Genomic DNA, 17,914 nt, shown 5'->3' on the forward strand with positions numbered 1-17,914 from the left:
CCTACACCTTCTTCTGGCTGATCTGTGCAAACAGGCCACCGGGGCGCAGGATCAGCACCAGCAGCATCAGCACATAAGGAGCAATCTGACCGACGCCAGAAGGCAAGTAACGGCCCGCGAACGGTTCCACGATGCCTACCAGCAACCCGCCCAGTAACGCACCGGGCAATGACCCCAGGCCACCGATTACCGCAGCGGCAAACGCCTTGATGCCAAACAGCAGCCCCACCGACGGCTCAACCGCCCCCTTGGCGGCGAACATGACCCCGGCAATGGCGGCCACCACCCCGGACAGCGCCCAGACAATGGCGTTGATCCGCTTCACCGGAATGCCCATGTAGTAAGCAGCCATCTGGTTCTGGCTGCTGGCCTGCATGGCCACACCAAGGCGGGTGCGGGCAAAGAAGAAATAGAGAATGGACGTGAGGGCCACGGTGGTGGTGATGATCAACGCATCCACCACCGGAATAATCAGTTCACCGAATTCCCACACCTTGCCGACAAAGGGCGTTTGCAGGGAGGCGGGATCATGCCCCCAGATAACACCGGCGGCGAAACGCAGCAGAAAACCCAGAGCGATGGTGAGAATCACCATGGCGAACTGCGGCTGACCAAAAATGGCGCGCAATACCAGGCGATCCAACAGGTAACCAAAGATCCCTAGAATCAGGGCGGCCAGAGTAATGCCTATCAGGAATGGCAGGTCGGCGTACTCGGCATTGATGAAGGTAATGCCCAGAAAGGCCCCCAGCATCATCATGTCACCCTGCGCAAAGTTGACCGCTTCTGACGCTTTGTAGATCAGCACAAAGCCCAGTGCCAGCAACCCGTAGATGCAGCCGTTAGCGACCCCGCTGACCAGCAGCTGGAGTATATCCATGGTCCCTCTCTCCCGGGGGGGTTATTGTTCTGGTGTATTTTTATTCAGCTCTTTCGAGACTATCTGAAGCTTTACATTCTCTCCAGTATGTAAAATGTAACAAGGTTGGACAAAGAGCCAAAAACGTCACGGATCAGGCCGGAAAAGCGTTTTTGGACTGGCGAACGCCAACGTGAAGAGAAAAAACAGGACGGAACAGGGTGAAAAAGAGAGAGGGGAAGAGAGCAACAGGCCCGCCGGCCAGGCGTTAGCGGCAGAAGCATTACCGAGGGTAACCCGTAAAGGGTTCTGCACTTTTACCTTCCAGCACATAGCCTGCCGTGCCGTATTCGGTATCTTGCGATGAGACCGTCAAGGTGCCTTCCAGCCACATGGCATCCACCGCCAGATCCAGCGATGTCGACGGTACCCCATGCCGATAGCAAGCAGGCTGACCGGCACGATGATGGCGAGCATGACCAGATGAAAGAGTTCCTCGACACGGCCAAAAACGGATAACAGCCCGATGGCAAAGAGCCCCGCCAGGCTGGCGACACAGTGAATCATGCAGAGACTGGACAGGCCGATGGCCACCGCGTCCAGGCGAAAACGTTGCATCACCGTCTCCCGAAAAACGATTGTTTGTTTACGACGCCGCGCAATCCACGCAACGACCATGCACTTCCAGCAGGGGCTCGCGCTGAATGACAAAACCCACTTCGTCCAGGGTCTGCTGTAATGCGTCCACCGCTGACCCCGCCATGGGCGTTTCCTGAACGCCGCCGCACTGATCACACAAAAGGAACACCGTTCCCCTGTGGCCGTGCTGGCAGGTGATGTGATCGCAGGCCAGATACTGGTTAGTGGAGCTAAGCCGATGGGCCAGGCCTTGCTGAACCAGAAAATCCAGCGCTCGATACATAGTGGGCGGCTGCGCATTGCTCTGGTAACGAGCTTTGAACTGATCCAGCAGCTGATAGGCCGTTTGCGGACCACCCTGCTCCAGCATCAACGACATGACCTGCTTGCGCTGGGGCGTCATCCGCACGCCCTGCTTGAGGCATTGCTGTTCAGCGCTGTTAAGAATCTGCTCGGTACGACTCACTGCCATGTTTTCAGCCTAGATATCCAGAGTGACCAACAAGCGTTGCTGGCCGGGAGACATGGGCGGGGACCGATGGACCACGCCCGCTCCCGAATTATCCCGCCATGTCTCTCCTTTGAACAGTGCCACCTGCCCAGCCTCCAGCTGCTCCACGTGTTGTTGCTGGTAAAGCGCACTCTGTTCACAGCCAGGCACTAAAAGCTGGTCCGACACACGTGGGGAGGGCAACCACTGGCTGCCCGCCCCGCCATAGGTGCACAGCATGCGAACCGGAATCCGGTCCACGTGGAAGCGTGGGCACATCGGTTTGCGCAACGCCGTCACTCGCAACCCGACTCCGTCAACCCCGAACAGACAGGCAACCATATCGGCTAACAAAAACAGGTCCGCTCTCAAGGGAGCATAGGTTGCGTGCGGCAGGGACCGCAGCAGGGTCGCTTCCAGCTGAGTGATGTCCAACCAGCTTTTCACCGCCAGCCGTTGCTCGCAGGCCAGGGCCACCACATCCTGCCCCACCGGGCTGGGCCGATCCCACACGGCCACTTGCACATCATCCTCGAAGATATCCGCGAGTACCGTCACCTCCGGTGCGCCTTGCCAGCCTGGCGGCGCGGCGGTAACCGTTTGAGCTTGCATCACCCTGCCACCTCCCACTGCGGGAAGGGGTCGTCCAGCTGCTCCCACAGCGCCTTGCCCTGAAGCATTTCCGCTTCCGTCAGCAAGCAGCCATCCAGCGCCTTGCGGGTTTCGTCTGGCTGCAGGTTATGGCCGATAAACACCAGTTCCTGGCGCATGTCGCCGAAAGGTTCCTGCCATTTCTCCATGATCAGCGCGCGGTATTCTTCGTCACTGGGCCAGTGTTGCTCCGGCACGGTTTTCCAGAACATGCCGGCCGGGCCATGGTGAACAATGTCACCGGCCTGGCTCCAGCTACCCGCAAAGTGTGGCCGGCTGGCCAGCCAGAAAAAGCCCTTGGAGCGCAGCAAGGTTCCCAACGGCCAGGGCTGCTGCAGGAAGTCCCAGAATCGCTGCGGATGGAACGGCCGACGCGCTTCATAGGTGAAACTGCTAATCCCGTATTCCTCGGTTTCAGGCAAATGCTCGCCACGCATTTCCTTTAACCACCCCGGCGCCTGCTGGGCTTTTTCAAAGTCAAACCGTCCTGTATTGAGCACCGCTTCCAGCGGCACCATGCCGTGGCGAATGGGCAAAATCCGGGCATCCGGGTTCAACAACCGCAAGGTTGCCTGCAACACCTCCAGTTCCTTTTCTGTGACCAAATCCGTCTTGCTGATCAACAGCACGTCACAGAATTCCACTTGCTCCACCAACAGGTCCACCACATTACGATGATCTTCATCACCAAGGTTTTCCTGCTCCTGCTGAAGCGTGCGGGCACTACGATAATCCCGCAGGAAGTTAACCGCATCGACCACCGTAACCATGGTGTCCAACCGGGCCACGGAGGACAGCCCTTCCCCGTTTTCATCTTCAAACGTAAAGGTTTCTGCCACGGGCAAGGGTTCTGAAATTCCGGTGGACTCAATCACCAGATAGTCGAAAGAGCCTTCCCTAGCCAGGCGGTTCACTTCCACTAACAGGTCCTCTCGCAATGTGCAGCAGATGCAGCCATTGCTCATTTCCACCAGTTTCTCTTCCGAGCGGTTCAGTGACACGTTCTGGTTAACCAGTGCCGCATCAATGTTAATTTCGCTCATGTCGTTGACGATGACGGCAACGCGCAGGCCACTTCGATTGTTGAGAATATGATTGAGGACAGTGGTTTTTCCCGCGCCGAGAAACCCTGACAACACGGTAACGGGAAGCTGGCGAATGGGGCTGGGTTGCTGGCTTGTCATGTCTCTATCCAATTCGTTGATGGGCATAATGTCGTTCATTCTGCTCAAGGCGAGCCTTCACCTCGGCGCAGTATTCCGTAGTAGGACGGGCCAGCAGCCGCGGCAGACCAATGGGTTCACCACTGATTTTGCAGTAACCGTAATCCCCGTTTTCCAGCCGCCTCAGGGCGCCACGAATTTTCCCCAGCAAGGCTTCTTGGCGCGCCATAAAGCGTAGCTGATGACGGCAGGTCTCCTCCTCGACAGCGGCGTCCAATGGGTCAGCCTGGGCCGGTGTCTGCAGATTATTTCTGGCACTGCCGATGTGCTGTTCGCAATCGTGAGCCAGGGCAGCAAGACGTTTGCGGAAAAACTGCCGCTGGCTGGCATTCATGTATTGCGACGCTTTCATGGTCAGCAGCGCCTTCTCACTGATGGTGCGAGGCATGATGCTCTCCTTTTTATGTTATGTTATAACATTGCATACCCGATCAACAACCTTCTCGGAGAAGAACCATGAGCTTTCCCCTGCCTGACTCCTATACCGAGTGGCGACATTGCATTACCGAAATATGCGGGATCCCACTTGGTGAGAGCTTTATCCGCGAAAGACTGGCCGCCCTGGACGACGACAACAACCACATGACCCGCAAGTTCATCGAGCTTTACGGCAGGAAACACTGGAAACAGACAAAAGACTGGTTTACCCGGGCACTGAACGACCAAGGAGAAAAGAATGATTCGCAGAAACCCTGATGGTGACCTGCCGGCCATTCATTCGGACGCCTTCGCGACTCTACCGCCATCATTTGCGGCAACCATCATTGGCGGGCAGATTGTCATGGCCGAGGAGGAAGCCATCCGAGTACCCAGCGGAAAACCGGTCGACTTTCTATCACGCACCCAGCCTGCGGAACCGGATGGTGTTTGACGCAAAAGGAGCACTCACAGAGATTCAGCCCACCAGAAACTCATCAAAATGGCGAATAACCCGGTCGGCAAGATGGCCATGGGCATTGAGGCCATCCGTGTCGAGATAAACACCGACCATGCCCGCATTGCGGGCTGCCAGCAGGTCATATTTAAAATCCCCCACGTAGGCAATGCTTGCAGGGGCCATACCCCATTCCCGGGCAATCGCGAGCAAGCCATCCGGAGCGGGTTTTGGCGGGGCATCTTCCCGTGCCAACACTCGCTGCACAGGAATATTCAGCCGGGCGACTGTGAGCTCGGCAATGACTCGGGCATTACGGGTAAGAATAGCCGTGGGAATCCCCATCACCGACAGCCTTTCAAGGCAGGATTGTGCCCCCGGTATCCAGGTGGCCCGCTCCGCCCCGGCACGTTCATATTCCAGTACCACGGCATGGGCCGCTGCCTGTTCACTGGCCGGCAAGGTGTCGATAAATTCCAGCACCCCCACATCCGGTGGGCAATTCAGGTGCGCACGGATGGCCGCAAAATCCAGGCGGGAATCCACCAGGGTGCCATCCAGGTCGAAAATGATGCCGTCGAAGCCCGGCAGGTTATCGGTCGTTGGCATGCTCACCCCGTCACCTCAACCGCCAGCAGCAACAACGAAGCGATTAACGGCACGGCCAGTCCTCCGTCAGCGACTCACCGCCTGTGGCCATCGCGGTGAGTTGCATGTCACTGTCGAAGATAAACCGCAGGCCCTTCTCACCGGGATCTTGCCAGTACACCGCCTTTACCGGCAATGAGCCGGGGCCTGCTTCCAGGGTTTCGTCCAGCTCCCCCTGATACATTTCATATAAAGCCGGTGATTCGCCCAGCGCCACACCGGTATCAGTGCGAATGTTTGACGGGGGGTTAACGTCCAGCCGGGCAATGCGACTGTTTCTGAACTGAGCAGACAGCCCGGCAGGCCACAGATCGCTGCGCACACGGCCACAGGCACTTTGTCCCGATACAATATCCAACGGCACCTTGGTGGTCGCCTGCACACTGGAGAGGGTGTCGCCGATACAAACGTCGCCATAGCAGCCCGGAGACAACCGATGCAGCGGATCTTCACTGTCCAGCGTCAGTGTCACCGTCAGCGCCACGGTCTCGGCATCTGCCCCGCGTTCGGGATCGCCAATTCGGGCGCGGTAGTGGCTGGCCAGGTCCGGCGCCACATCTGAACCCGCTGCCGGATAGGAAAAGCCCCCGCGAAAGGTGACGCAGAGCGTATTGGCATCAGCATGCTGCTCTGCCAACAACGCCCGGGACGCAGGGGTTGTACCGACACACAGTACCGGCTCCACCGACCGCCCCCAGGTATCCGGATAGCCTCGGTCGTCACAATAATCATGGGAAAAATCGAGCATGCAGCGGTGAGGAACGCTTTTGTGGGTAAACACGGCAAGATCAATCGTATTCCCTGCCTGCATCAACAGGGCTTCACTCACGTCTTCCCCCATGTGAACAAAATGGTCCATCTCCCAGCCGACATCCGTGCGCAAATCCAGACGCAAATCGGCAGGTGGAGTGGAGGCAATCAACGGATTCGCTGACACCATCATCCCCAGCCCCACCAGTAATCCCCACTGGCACCGTCGCGCCTGTTGCGTCCATCGCTTCATGCTTTCCCCCGCTGCTCCGAATACCGGAAGCCCGCTCCCTGTCGTTGCCTCAAGGAAAGCAAATTCAGCCAGGCGACGCCAGCCCCTCCTGTCAGCCACAGGCCGGGGTAACGCAATGTGACCTCCCCCATACACACCGGCTCTATTCTGGGTAATACTGAAGGCACTTTTTTTCAGGGAGTGATGCTTATGAAACGCCTAACAAAAGTACTGGCTGGCGCTGCCATTCTCAGTGTGGCCCCGCTGGCCAACGCGGGCTTCTATGTTGGCGCAGGGATTTATAATTCCGGCACCGACGAAAAAATCGACAATGTCGAGTTTGATGATGACGACACCTCCGGCGGCCTGTTTCTGGGCTGGCGTCCCATCGAACTGGTGGGCGCGGAAGTGGGTTATTACGACTTCGGTGAACTGGAAGCGGACAACGGCACCAAGATTGAAGGTGGCGCAGTCACCTTTGCCGGCCTGCTCAGCTTTGAACTCGGCCCCGTGGGCCTCTACGGCAAAGGCGGTGTGGCCAACACCGACTTCGACGTAAAGCACCCGTCCTTCAAGGATGATGAGTCCTCCACCGATGCCTTTGGCGGTGTGGGCGCCACCATTGATTTGATGGACAAGCTGTATGTGTATGGCGAGTTCATGCACTTCGACAATGATGCCGGGATCGACATGTTCGGCGCGGGGCTGCGCTTTCAATTCTGATTCGACCCCTGGTAACAACAAACAAGCCACACGAATAACCGTGTGGCTTTTTTGTTTTCCGTGGATGAGAGTGAAAACACGTTCAAGCCGTTTGATTGGCTTATCGCGAAGACATCGCACCTTGCCAAACGCTCAACGCCGGATGCCTGACGCAAAAAACACAGCCTGAAAGGCTGCGGCTATCCCGGCAGCTCTTTTGAAGAGTGCGCGGGGAAAATCCTGTAATCCGTTTACGAAAAGAGCATGGATGTCTGCTTTTCAATATTTGGATGCCAACGTCAACCGTCCAGCGGAACGGACGCGTTAACGGGCCTGAATTCTATCCAGCGCCTCAACCCGGTCTAATTCCTGGTCACTGAACATTTGCTGCTGCAGGCGCGCCAGTGCCGTCTCCTGATCCAGGTGCGATAACCCACTGTCGATAATCGCCTGTCGCTGCTCACGGTAGCCCTGATAACGTGCCTCCCACTGCGCACGCTGCTGATCCAGCGCTTCCAGACGCGCGGCACCATCCGCACCAAACTGCTGCTCCCGTAACCGGCGAATGTCTGCCTCACTGGCCCCCTGCTCTCGCAACGCCTGGGTACGCGCCGCCAGCTGCGCCGGGCCGCGGGTTTCCGCCAGCATGCTCTGCATGGCAGCCGGCAGCGATTGCGTCAGCCCCTGGAGCCGTTGTTGTCGCTGGGTATCGCTGAGAGAAAGGTTATCGAGGATATCCTGACGGTCAGCCATATAACGGTCGTAAGCGATATCCATGCCGTAGAATGCCTCCGCCGCTTGCTGGCCCAGGTAAGCGACTTGCAGATCGTGACGCTGTTTGACCGCAGTGCGGATGCTGGCAGGCGAACCATCATGGGGAGGCAATGCCGCCATCGCCTGCCCCAGTGCCATGTATTGCTGGAAAAACTGCCAAGCCTCGTTCGCGGCCTCGGCCGGAAGAGACGCCTGCAGATAACTTGCCAGGCGCGCCTGACAATCTTCCAGAGGCTCTTCCCCCTGGGCGGACAGGAAATAATCGAACACCCGACGCAGGTCCGGCGTTACTACTAACTCACCGTCCGCTGTGGTTTGCAGCTGGCCATCGACCTCGGTGCCGCGCAGCGATGCCGGCGTGGCAGCCAGTGTTTCCGCGTGGCTCAAAGCAGCCTGAAAGCTGTCGGCAGCAGGCGCTGCACCCGGGGTATTCGAGCCGGGAAACAAGGCAACGTTCTGCACGCCGCTACTGCTACCCGGGACCGTGGTAACCGGCGACCAGAATAACCCGGCAAGCGCCACGGCCAATACAACCACAAGCAGGACAAGCGCCCACTGAATACGTGACATGATGTTCTCCTTTTTATTTCATGCCGTGACAACGGCACTGATGGACAGCTTAGCCCTCCAGCGCCATAAGCCGACTAAAGAACGGAGAGGCCAGCATGGCCTCCCAATCTTCCCGCTGCCCTAGCATGCTCACACACAGACGGGCCATAGCGGTGATATAGCGGGGCATGTCCGTGTGTTCTGCTTCCGCACAGAACTGGTACCCCAGATGCTCGATGCCCTGCACCAGGGTTTTCAGCGCCAGGCTATCCGGTGGCGTACGACCATGGGCCTTCATAGCTTCGTGGAGAATCATGACAATGCGCTCGTTATGCGCATCGCGGTAACGCGATACCGGCGAAGACACATCATGCAACTCCCGAAAACGGGCAATCATCAATGGCCCCAATGAGCGCCCCCAGTTCAAATAGCCACTCAAGGCCATCGGCAGATAGTCATAAAAGGCTTTCTGGGGCTGGGCAAACACTTTCACAAACAAGCCTTCCACTTCTGCATTGCAGCTTTGCACAATCTCATCAATCACCTCGGGCGCAGAGGCGAAATACTTATAGAAGGTCGGCCGGGAAATGCCCGCTTCCTTGAGTATTCGTTGCACGGTGGTGCCATGCATACCCTGTTCGCCATAGACCGTGCGCCCCGCCGCCAAAATCCGCGCACGTGTTGCCTCAGCCTTGCTGTTGCCCGCTACGCCCCCCCGACGCTGCGCCGCTCCCTCACTCATCACCAATCGCCTTTATTAACACCAGTGTTACTTTACAGACATTTCGCCACATAACCATAAGCTCACTACAAACCGCTGTTTTCAATGAAAATAACCGAAAAAAAGACCGTGCACAGTTAACACCGGGGAGACATTTCCTTATAACAGATTAATATTAACACCGGTGTTAACTTTTGATTTCATCTGCCTTAAGGTGTTCACACTCCCTGACCAGGGAACGCTCGGCGCAGAAACGGCAGTACCGCCGATAACAATAACGAGCCAGGTAAAAATACAATGACTATTCCCTTCAAGGCGCTCACCAGAGCGTTGAGCCTTATGCTGTTCCTGTTAAGCCTGTCAATGAGCATGCCAGCCCAGGCAGGCTGGTTTGACTGGCTATTCAAGGATACCTACACCGAAACCCGTTATCCCATTGTTCTCAGTCATGGTTTATTCGGTTTCGACGATATCGTCGGCTACAACTACTGGTACCGGATCCCGGAAGAACTGCGTCGTAGCGGTGCCGAAGTCTATGTGACCCAGGTTGCCGCCGCCAACAGCACCGAAGTACGCGGCGAACAGCTGGCCCGACAGGTCGAGGATATTCTCGCCGCCACTGGTGCGCAGAAAGTGAACCTGATCGGGCACAGCCATGGCGGCCCAACGGTACGCTATGTGGCCTCCGTTTACCCACAGTATGTCGCCTCTGCCACCTCTGTAGCCGGACCGCACACCGGCGCACGCATGGCCGATGTCCTGTTGGGCGTACAGGAGAACCTGCCGCTCACCGCCGAACTTCTCGGTGACATCGTCAACGCGGCGGTCGGCTTTCTCGACCTGATTTCCGGCGGCGGATACGACCAGGATTCCCTGGCGGCGTTGTATTCCCTGTCCACAAAGGGCAGCAGCGAATTCAACAGCCACTACCCGGAAGGGCTTCCCCAACAGGCCTGCGGCGAAGCCCCGGAACAAGGCAGCAACGGCGTCAGCTACTACTCCTGGTCCGGCGCCAAACCGCTGACCAACGTGCTGGACATCAGCGACGCCGGCATGGGCCTGCTTGCCCTGCTCTATCTGGGCGAAAAAAATGACGGCCTGGTTTCCAGCTGCTCCAGCCACCTGGGCCTGGTGATCCGTGACGATTACCGCATGAACCATCTTGATGAAGTCAATCAGGTGGCCGGTCTGGTCAGCCCCTTTGAGACCAACCCGGCCAGTGTCTTTCGTCAGCACGCCAACCGTTTGAAAAACCGGGGGCTGTAATTCCCCGCCCACGCTAATCGGGAGAGCTCGGGGCGCCATCTGGCGCCCTTTTTTATGCCGCTTTACGCTTTGGGCCAGACCTCATTTCCGTGAAAATTATCGCTGTACCCACTCAAAAGGCAGGCGATATTTTCTTTTTCAGATCCATGAAACCCATTTCTCACTTGCGGGTCATATACTCGCCTCCGCACGCCTCACCCATGAATACTGCCAGCGCTTGACCTCAAGTCAGGTTGAGGCTTTAGGCTGCTGTTTCGTTTCGCGCCTCACCGTGTCGAAAAACCGGCAGCAGGAACGACCAGATAGAGCCCCTGTTACGAGGAAAGATGATGTCTACCGTTTACCAACCCGCCACCCGCCGCGAGTGGCTGGGGCTTGCTGTTTTGATGCTGCCCACCGTACTGCTGGCACTGGATATGACAGTGCTGCATCTGGCCGCCCCTCATCTCAGTGCTGACTTGCAACCCACCAGCGCGGAGCTGCTGTGGATACTGGATATCTACGGCTTCATGATCGCCGGGTTTTTGGTGACCATGGGCACGCTGGGCGACCGGATTGGCCGGCGGCGCCTGCTGCTGACCGGTGCCACCGCCTTTGGTATTGCCTCTGCCATGGCAGCCTTTGCGACCAGCGCAGAAATGCTGATTGCCACCCGCGCCCTGCTCGGCATTGCCGGGGCCACGCTGATGCCCTCCACCCTGTCGCTGCTGCGCAACATGTTCCAGGTCGAGCGCGAGCGCACCCTGGCCATCACTGTCTGGATGACCGGCTTTATCGTCGGCAGCGCCATCGGCCCGTTGGTCGGTGGTGCATTGCTGGAATTTTTCTGGTGGGGATCGGTGTTCCTGCTCGGTGTGCCAGTGATGGTGTTGCTGCTGATCTGTGGCCCCCTGCTGTTGCCGGAATTCCGGGATGAAGAGGCCGGCGCCCAGGACTGGACCAGCGCCCTGTTATCCGTGGCCATGGTGCTGGCCGTGATTTACGGCCTCAAGGACATGGCGCGCAACGGCATTACCGCAATGCCGCTGATCAGCATAGCCGCGGGATTACTCGTCGGGGTGATTTTCGTCCGCCGTCAACGGCGCCTGACAGACCCCATGTTTGATCTGGCGTTGTTTGCCAATCGCACCTTCAGCACTTCTGTTGCCGCCATGCTGCTAACCATTCTGGCGCTATCCGGCGCCTGGTTGATGGTCTTTCAGTACCTGCAAGGAGTGCTGGATCTGTCACCGCTGGAGTCCGGGCTGGTGATGCTCCCGCCTGCCGTGCTGCAAACCGCCGCCTCGTTACTGGTACCAAGGCTGGCGGGCCGACTGCCCCACTGGAAGCTGGTCAGTGCAGGGCTGGTGATGGCCTCGATCGGCCTGCTGTTAATGCTGCCGGTACAGAACCCGTCGCATATTCCCCTGCTGATTGCAGGCATGACCATCATGGGCATTGGCGTCATGCCAATGATGATTCTCGGCACCGACATGGTGGTCAGTGCCGCTCCTGCCCGTAAGGCCGGAGCGGCCTCCGCTACATCGGAAACCGCTACCGAACTGGGCATGGCGCTGGGTATCGCCGTGATTGGCAGTATTGGCGCAGCGCTGTACCGCAACCACATGCTGACAGCCATGCCCAAGGGGTTAAGCGACACGCTCGCCCTGGCGGCAGGCGACACCCTGGGCGGCGCGATCGGTGCCGCCGCCCAGCTACCTGACGACATCGCGCAACCGCTCATGGCCGCAGCCAAAACCAGCTTCAATCTGGCATTGCATGCCAATGCCGCCATCGGCGCCGTGATACTGGCGCTGACAGCGATGGGGGTCGTGGTCATGCTACGGCGCACACCGAATGATGAGAACGACAGCGCCCAGGAGCTGACGCCATTGGCTATTTCACCCGATCAAGAATAATACGGGTTTCGCCGTCATCCGACGCCTGGCCGAATGCCGCCACCAAAGTGGGGCCTTCTGCCAGGCGTACCCGCTGGCGCACTCGGTGGCGCCCTTGCGAGCCGGGTCGGTAGGCAATATCCAGCACAAATCCCTCGTCACCCCGGCGCCCGATATCAATGCGATAATTGTCACCAACTGCCTGCCAGCGCCGTCGCTCCGCATCTGCCCCCACGCTGCCATATAGGCGTATGACCCAATCCCGGCCACCATCCCGTGCCACCTCCGTCACCCGCAGACCATTGTCAGGCACGCCCACCCGATCCAGCAGAAACACATGAAAGGCACTGGCGATTGCCACCATACACACCACCGCACTGAGCCAGAGCCGCCACCCCATTCGCATCGCTGTTTCAACCCTCACCGTTACTGCCTGACTGTCGCTGACGCACCGTTTATCCCATCATTGTTTCAATTACGTATCTGACTGTCACAGTGTAATTGTAATTCAGCAGCAACAGGCGTTTAGTAGAAGGCAGGACCATGGATAAAGGTGATATAACAATGAAAATGCACATCATGCCCGTCCGTCGCAACCTGAAATTTCACGTGCCGGACGACACCGTTCTGAACTGGCACGACAAGGGCCCGGGCATTTCCCAGTTCTTCAATACCCTCTCGCTGTTTTTCCCGGAAGGGGAGCGTTTCTTCATCAACAGCGTGCGTAAATACCGCGATCAGATCGATGACCCGGAACTACAGGAAGCCGTGCGCAATTTTATCGGCCAGGAAGCCATGCACGGCCGCGAGCACGAGGACTACAACCAGAAGATGGTCGCCGCCGGTTTACCGGTGGATAAACAGGAGGCAATCGTTACCCGGTTGCTAAGCCTGATTTCCCGTTTCCTGCCCAATGCCATGCAGCTTTCCGCCACCGTGGCACTGGAACATCTCACCGCCATCCTGGCCGATGTTCTGCTGCGTGAACCGGAGCTGATTGATGGCTCGGACCCGCAATACCAGAAGCTCTGGCATTGGCACGCACTGGAGGAAACGGAACACAAGGCGGTGGCCTTTGATGTCTTTATCACCGCGTTCGGCAGAGGCTTCAAATCCTGGCTACTACGCGCCAGCGGGCTGGTGTTGGCCACGGTGATTTTCTTCTCGCTGTTTTATCCGTTCTATGTGATCAACATGTACAAGACCGGCAAGCTGTTCAGCCTGAAAGACTGGTGGACGTCATTCAAATTTCAGTGGCTCAAACCCGGCGGGTTACGGCGGGTGATTATTCCCTGGCTGGACTGGTTCAAACCCGGCTTCCACCCCTGGGATCACGACAACCGCGAGTTTCTGGCAGAAATGGACAGCCTGATCGGCGATGTGGATGGCTACGACAAGGGCACAGCCGCATGACCGCCTGACGGATAACGCTCACTCAAGCACGCAACGAACCACAAAAAAAAGCCCCGCAGTTGCGGGGCTTTTTGTGGTTCGTCATCGTGATGGCATCACTACATGTGAATGCCGCACTCGGTTTTCTTGTTGCCTTTCCAGCGCCCTTCACGGCCTTCACCCTTGAAGGTGCAGTGGCTGCAGCCAATAGAGTCGAACCCTTGCTCCACCAGCGGGTGAAACGGCAAGTCGTGCTCCTTGATATAGGCGTCACGCTGTTCCTTGGTGACATCAATCATCGGGTTGAACTTGATCATACCCCGACGTTCTTCGAACACTTCCAGGCCAGCACGGTGTTCGGTCTGCCACCCCATCAGGCTGGAAATCCACAGATCGTAGTCTTCCTTGGCTTCTTCCAGCGGGTTGACCTTGTTCACCTGGCAGCACAGGTCCGGATCGGTTTCCCACATACGGTTTTCCTGGGACACCTGATGATGATCCGGGTCCGGGGTCACATCGACTACCTGCAGACCGAATTTCTCGACCAGATAATCCCGGTACTTCAGGGTATCCGCAAAGTGGTAGCCCGTGTCGATAAAATGCACCGGCTGCTCAGGGCGGATGGTCGAGATAATGTGCAGGAAATACGCAGAAGTCGCCGCAAAAGACGAGGTCACCATGATGCGATCCGGCGGAAAATCCTCGTAGACACGACGAATGCGCTCCGCAAAGCTCAGCGGGCGATAGACACGGTTCAGCTCCTCCAGCGTCTCTTTGGACAAGCCGGCGGTATTGTCACCAAAACGTGTAATCAGCTGTGCACTACCCATGATCTACAGCACCTCAAACGGGAATGTCGAGGTGCCATGATAGGAATTCGAGGAAGAATATAAAGGAATATATAGTGATACTTTTATAACGAAACGGGATATGGGCGACATGGTACGACGCCAGGTCGCTGCCATCGCCCCACCCCGTGGTACGCTATCAGAACGAGTAATTCACGCCCAAACCAATCAGCTCCTGCTTGCCGAAATCGTTGTCGACCAGGCGCAGATACTCGACATTCAGCGTGGAGTGCTGGCCCACGCCCAGGTCGAAGCCGCCCCCGTAGGAGCTGCCGTCATCACGCTGGGTGGTGCCGTTGATATCATTCTCCACATACCCGTAGCCGCCAATCAGATACGGTTGAACCGGCCCTTCCAGAGGCGGGGTCAAGCGCGCATAGGCGCCGTAGAAAAAGTCGTTCTCCACATCAATATTGCGATAGGAATCATCGCTCAGCCCGGCCCCCAGGCGCAGTTCCGCACTGACCAGCTCGTGCAATACCATCCCGCCGCGCAACGTCAGCGCAGTGAGTTCCGCGTCGCTGACCGCACCACGGTCAATTTTCATCAGGTTGACCTGGGCACCCGCGTACATCTCTGCCTGCACCGCCACGGCGCCCACCAGCAAACCGACCGATACTGCGCCACGCGCAATGTTGCGGGCAGACAAAGGGAATGAACTCAGCATCCTGCTCTCCTCGTTATGATTGTTATAGATCGCTAGTCTCTGATTCGTAGCGTTCCTGTCCCTTATTGAAACGATTAACCGCCTGAATTGAAAGCGCTGTTTGAACTCAGGAACACGCTTGATCCACACCGCATACGCGAACTGCTTCACTGTGAATCACGATTTAACATTTCAAGCCGAACTTACACGCTGACGGCGGTCGGACTTTCCAGTGCCGCCGTATTTTGGCTTCGGCCACTTTTCGGTAACACCGTAATCCCCGGCAATTTCGGGGCGATTGACAAGGAGATATAGCATGAGCAAACGGATGATGGCGCTCGGCGCCCTGATGATTTCCGCGACTTTCACAGGCACGGCCACCGCGCAGCAAGCCGGTGCCCCCGCGTCACAAGCGCCACAGAGCCAGCAGCAACAGATGCAGCAACAGCAAATGCAGCAGCTGCCCAAGGCGTCTGAGTTCAGTGACAAACAGCTCGATGCGTTTGCCGATGCGCAGAAGGACATGTCCGGCATCCAGCAGAAATATTCCAAGGAACTGCAGGCCAAAAAAGACAAGCCTGAAGAAGCCATGAAAGTGCAGAAAGAAGCACAGGAAAAAATGGTGGAAGCCGTGAAGGACAGTGGCCTGGAATTGAGCACCTATAACCAGATTGCCCAACTGGCCCAGTACGATGCGGACTTCCGCACGCGCATTCAGGAAAAAATGTAATCCTGAGCGCAGCAAAACGCACAACGCCGGCATTCGCCGGCGTTGTTGTTTCTATAAGGTACTGATGCCTCAGGCGGACATCAGAAGTTGGTTACCACACCCAACCAGTAACGTCGGCCATCTTCCACATAGCCGTATTCTTCATAGAAGATTTCCTTGTCGGCCAGGTTATAAATGCCTGTGTTGAGTTTGGTCTGCGGTGTCAGCTGGAAACCAATCCCCGCATCCACCAGCGTATTGGATGGCGCAATGATGGCGCTGTTTGACGGCCCCGTGGTCGGCTGGCTTTCCTCACCGCGGTAACGCACTGTCGCCCAGGGTGACACGGTATCTGTCGCCTGCCAGTTCACGTTCAGGCTGGCCAGATGTTCCGGCAGCTGATTCAGTGGCTCGCCTTTGTATTCCCCGGATTTCTGTTCGGAATCAGTATAGGTATAGCTCAGGTTGATGGACACCACCCGCGCCAACGTGGTGGACAGCGCCGCTTCCACCCCCTGGGTTTCCGCTTCATCCACATTGACCCGGTAGGTAGGATCGGAACCGAACTGGTTCGGACCGTCCGGGCAGATGCTGATGGGGCAGGTAATACGGGTAATCTTGTCTTTGAAGTCGTTATGGAACACGGTGACGTTGGCCATCAGCGACCGGCCAGCGTTGAAGTACAGGCCCAGCTCCTGGTTAACAGAGGTTTCCGGTTCCAGGTCCGGGTTACCGTAGATGTTCCCGCCACGGCTGACCTGCCCCCAATCCGGCGTAATTTCCCGCAACGAGGGAGACCGGAAGCCAGTGGAGACACCGCCCTTCAGTGTCCAACGCGGGCTGAAGCCCCACACACCATAAAGACGCGGGCTCACATGGGTGCCGTAATCCCTGTCATCATCCATCCGTGCGCCTGCGGTCACCGAAAAGGTATCGGTCAACATCCACTCGTCTTCTGCGAACAGGGCATACTTGGACGTGTCGACCTTGGTGCGGTCCGAGATCCGGTTGGTGGTCTTGTCCTGCAGTTCTTCTTCAATGAAATCCGCCCCCACCGTTACCATATGGTTGCCCATCGGCATCACCAGCGCCGTCTTGGCATTGGTGTTGGTAATGGTGATTTCACGGCCTTCATTTTCTGCTTCTTCGCGCTGGATGTAGGTATCCGAGGTGCCAATGGCCCAACGACCAGTGTGCGTCAGCGCGAAGGATTCACGGTTATGGTCACTGAAATTGTCGGTACAGCCACCACGACAACCGGTGGACGCAGCGCTACGCCCCATCAGCCCCTGGCGGCTGTCCTGGGTACGCGTCGCCTCCACGGAGAAATCATGATTATCAGTGGGAGTCAGGCTTAATTTCGCAGTCAGGTTGCGCAGGTCTTTCTGTTCATAGCCATCCACAAACAGGTCTTCCTGGCGGTTATAAAAGCCGCCATACACCTGCAGGCCGAGCAGGTCTTCTTTCAACGGGCCACTCAGGCTGAAGTTCCCCTGCTGGCTGTCGCCGGAGCGCGAATCATCCTGGATGATGGCGTCCAGCTGCACAGAACCGCCCCACTCTTTCTCAACCTTGCGGGTAATGATATTGACCACACCGCCCATGGCATCGGAGCCATACAGGGTGGACATGGGGCCACGGACCACTTCGATACGCTCAATGCTCTGCAGCGGCGGCAGCCAGCTCTGCTCGAACCCGGCGCTGCCGTTGGGTCGGCTTTCCCGGGTGGACACCGGCTTGCCATCGACCATGATCAGGGTATACGAGGACGGCATGCCGCGAATCACGATATCGGTACCGCGATCACCGGAACCACCACCGGTGACAATCACGCCCGGGACATCACGCAAGGCGTCGGTGGTGTCCTGGTAGAAGCGCTCTTCGATCTGCTCCCGGTTGATCACACTGATCGACGCCGGCGCATCTTCCACCTGCTGAACATACCCCCCTGCCGTCACGGACACTTGCCCCAGCTCGTGCACCTCATCCTCTGCCCAGGCGGCGCCACTGGCAGCCGCCAGTGCCAACGCCAAAGTCCCCAAACGCATTCCCATGGTCTTTACT

Annotated in this window: 21 protein-coding genes; 7 read left to right on the forward strand and 14 right to left on the reverse strand. The window is 57.6% G+C overall.

Features of this window, described 5'->3' with window-relative positions; genetic code table 11:
- Window position 1: 1 nt before the first annotated feature.
- The 6 genes from F1529_RS14860 to F1529_RS14885 all read right to left on the reverse strand — a co-directional run bounded on the left by F1529_RS14860 (window position 2) and on the right by F1529_RS14885 (window position 4,250).
- Window positions 2-880 (reverse strand): branched-chain amino acid ABC transporter permease, encoded by an 879-nt coding sequence (locus F1529_RS14860; RefSeq protein ID WP_007150301.1) that lies wholly within the window; start codon window positions 878-880, stop codon window positions 2-4.
- Between the two features lie 351 nt (window positions 881-1,231).
- On the reverse strand, window positions 1,232-1,477 hold the full coding sequence (locus F1529_RS14865) for a MerC domain-containing protein (protein ID WP_196220413.1): 246 nt from the start codon (window positions 1,475-1,477) through the stop codon (window positions 1,232-1,234).
- A 28-nt stretch (window positions 1,478-1,505) separates the two neighbouring features.
- The gene (locus tag F1529_RS14870; RefSeq protein WP_007151404.1) at window positions 1,506-1,970 is read right to left on the reverse strand and encodes a transcriptional repressor; all 465 of its coding nucleotides are present in this window, start codon (window positions 1,968-1,970) and stop codon (window positions 1,506-1,508) included.
- A gap of 9 nt (window positions 1,971-1,979) precedes the next feature.
- Window positions 1,980-2,600: a DUF1826 domain-containing protein gene (locus tag F1529_RS14875; RefSeq protein ID WP_155135864.1), complete on the reverse strand. Its 621-nt coding sequence runs from the start codon at window positions 2,598-2,600 to the stop codon at window positions 1,980-1,982.
- Complete coding sequence (gene zigA / locus F1529_RS14880; protein ID WP_155135867.1) at window positions 2,600-3,823, reverse strand: zinc metallochaperone GTPase ZigA; 1,224 nt, start codon at window positions 3,821-3,823, stop codon at window positions 2,600-2,602. Before zigA ends, F1529_RS14875 begins: the two co-directional genes overlap by 1 nt.
- Before the next feature lie 4 nt (window positions 3,824-3,827).
- Window positions 3,828-4,250, reverse strand: coding sequence for a TraR/DksA C4-type zinc finger protein (locus tag F1529_RS14885; RefSeq protein WP_155135870.1), 423 nt, complete (start codon window positions 4,248-4,250; stop codon window positions 3,828-3,830).
- A gap of 68 nt (window positions 4,251-4,318) precedes the next feature.
- On the opposite strand from F1529_RS14885, the gene F1529_RS14890 reads away from it, so the two are divergent.
- Window positions 4,319-4,558, forward strand: coding sequence for a hypothetical protein (locus F1529_RS14890; protein WP_007149601.1), 240 nt, complete (start codon window positions 4,319-4,321; stop codon window positions 4,556-4,558).
- Entirely contained in the window at window positions 4,539-4,733 is a 195-nt protein-coding gene (locus F1529_RS14895; protein WP_155135873.1) for a hypothetical protein, read from the forward strand. The genes F1529_RS14890 and F1529_RS14895 overlap by 20 nt, the downstream gene beginning before the upstream one ends.
- 24 nt (window positions 4,734-4,757) lie before the next feature.
- On the opposite strand, the gene F1529_RS14900 is transcribed toward F1529_RS14895, so the two are convergent.
- Together F1529_RS14900 and F1529_RS14905 are read right to left on the reverse strand one after the other, a co-directional pair.
- Window positions 4,758-5,345, reverse strand: coding sequence for an HAD family hydrolase (locus tag F1529_RS14900; protein ID WP_155137567.1), 588 nt, complete (start codon window positions 5,343-5,345; stop codon window positions 4,758-4,760).
- Between the two features lie 43 nt (window positions 5,346-5,388).
- Complete coding sequence (locus tag F1529_RS14905) at window positions 5,389-6,387, reverse strand: hypothetical protein (protein ID WP_155135876.1); 999 nt, start codon at window positions 6,385-6,387, stop codon at window positions 5,389-5,391.
- A 189-nt stretch (window positions 6,388-6,576) separates the two neighbouring features.
- On the opposite strand from F1529_RS14905, the gene F1529_RS14910 reads away from it, so the two are divergent.
- On the forward strand, window positions 6,577-7,089 hold the full coding sequence (locus F1529_RS14910) for an outer membrane beta-barrel protein (RefSeq protein ID WP_156790336.1): 513 nt from the start codon (window positions 6,577-6,579) through the stop codon (window positions 7,087-7,089).
- A gap of 303 nt (window positions 7,090-7,392) precedes the next feature.
- On the opposite strand, the gene F1529_RS14915 is transcribed toward F1529_RS14910, so the two are convergent.
- A complete protein-coding gene (locus tag F1529_RS14915; RefSeq protein ID WP_155135879.1) occupies window positions 7,393-8,412 on the reverse strand; it encodes a lipase secretion chaperone in 1,020 nt (339 codons plus the stop codon).
- A gap of 49 nt (window positions 8,413-8,461) precedes the next feature.
- Complete coding sequence (locus F1529_RS14920; protein ID WP_155135882.1) at window positions 8,462-9,133, reverse strand: TetR/AcrR family transcriptional regulator; 672 nt, start codon at window positions 9,131-9,133, stop codon at window positions 8,462-8,464.
- A gap of 276 nt (window positions 9,134-9,409) precedes the next feature.
- On the opposite strand from F1529_RS14920, the gene F1529_RS14925 reads away from it, so the two are divergent.
- Together F1529_RS14925 and F1529_RS14930 are read left to right on the forward strand one after the other, a co-directional pair.
- Window positions 9,410-10,378, forward strand: coding sequence for a triacylglycerol lipase (locus F1529_RS14925; protein ID WP_198004991.1), 969 nt, complete (start codon window positions 9,410-9,412; stop codon window positions 10,376-10,378).
- Between the two features lie 326 nt (window positions 10,379-10,704).
- On the forward strand, window positions 10,705-12,276 hold the full coding sequence (locus F1529_RS14930; RefSeq protein WP_155135885.1) for an MFS transporter: 1,572 nt from the start codon (window positions 10,705-10,707) through the stop codon (window positions 12,274-12,276).
- Here the strand turns inward: F1529_RS14930 and F1529_RS14935 are convergent.
- On the reverse strand, window positions 12,254-12,655 hold the full coding sequence (locus F1529_RS14935; protein ID WP_155135888.1) for a hypothetical protein: 402 nt from the start codon (window positions 12,653-12,655) through the stop codon (window positions 12,254-12,256). The two genes, F1529_RS14930 and F1529_RS14935, sit on opposite strands and share 23 nt — an antisense overlap.
- A 164-nt stretch (window positions 12,656-12,819) precedes the next feature.
- On the opposite strand from F1529_RS14935, the gene F1529_RS14940 reads away from it, so the two are divergent.
- Window positions 12,820-13,668, forward strand: coding sequence for a metal-dependent hydrolase (locus F1529_RS14940; RefSeq protein WP_196220414.1), 849 nt, complete (start codon window positions 12,820-12,822; stop codon window positions 13,666-13,668).
- Window positions 13,669-13,766: 98 nt separating this feature from the next.
- Here the strand turns inward: F1529_RS14940 and F1529_RS14945 are convergent, their stop codons facing one another.
- Together F1529_RS14945 and F1529_RS14950 are read right to left on the reverse strand one after the other, a co-directional pair.
- A complete protein-coding gene (locus F1529_RS14945; protein ID WP_007149311.1) occupies window positions 13,767-14,477 on the reverse strand; it encodes a phosphoadenylyl-sulfate reductase in 711 nt (236 codons plus the stop codon).
- 157 nt (window positions 14,478-14,634) lie between these two features.
- Window positions 14,635-15,162, reverse strand: a complete 528-nt coding sequence (locus F1529_RS14950) for an outer membrane beta-barrel protein (RefSeq protein WP_007149519.1) — start codon at window positions 15,160-15,162, stop codon at window positions 14,635-14,637.
- Window positions 15,163-15,457: 295 nt separating this feature from the next.
- Between F1529_RS14950 and F1529_RS14955 the strand changes: the two genes are divergently transcribed.
- Window positions 15,458-15,871: a DUF4168 domain-containing protein gene (locus tag F1529_RS14955; protein WP_007148347.1), complete on the forward strand. Its 414-nt coding sequence runs from the start codon at window positions 15,458-15,460 to the stop codon at window positions 15,869-15,871.
- An 80-nt stretch (window positions 15,872-15,951) separates the two neighbouring features.
- On the opposite strand, the gene F1529_RS14960 is transcribed toward F1529_RS14955, so the two are convergent.
- Complete coding sequence (locus F1529_RS14960) at window positions 15,952-17,898, reverse strand: ligand-gated channel protein (RefSeq protein ID WP_155137573.1); 1,947 nt, start codon at window positions 17,896-17,898, stop codon at window positions 15,952-15,954.
- Window positions 17,899-17,914 lie beyond the last annotated feature (16 nt).

The organism is Alcanivorax sp. VBW004, from assembly GCF_009718865.1.
Classification (GTDB): domain Bacteria; phylum Pseudomonadota; class Gammaproteobacteria; order Pseudomonadales; family Alcanivoracaceae; genus Alcanivorax.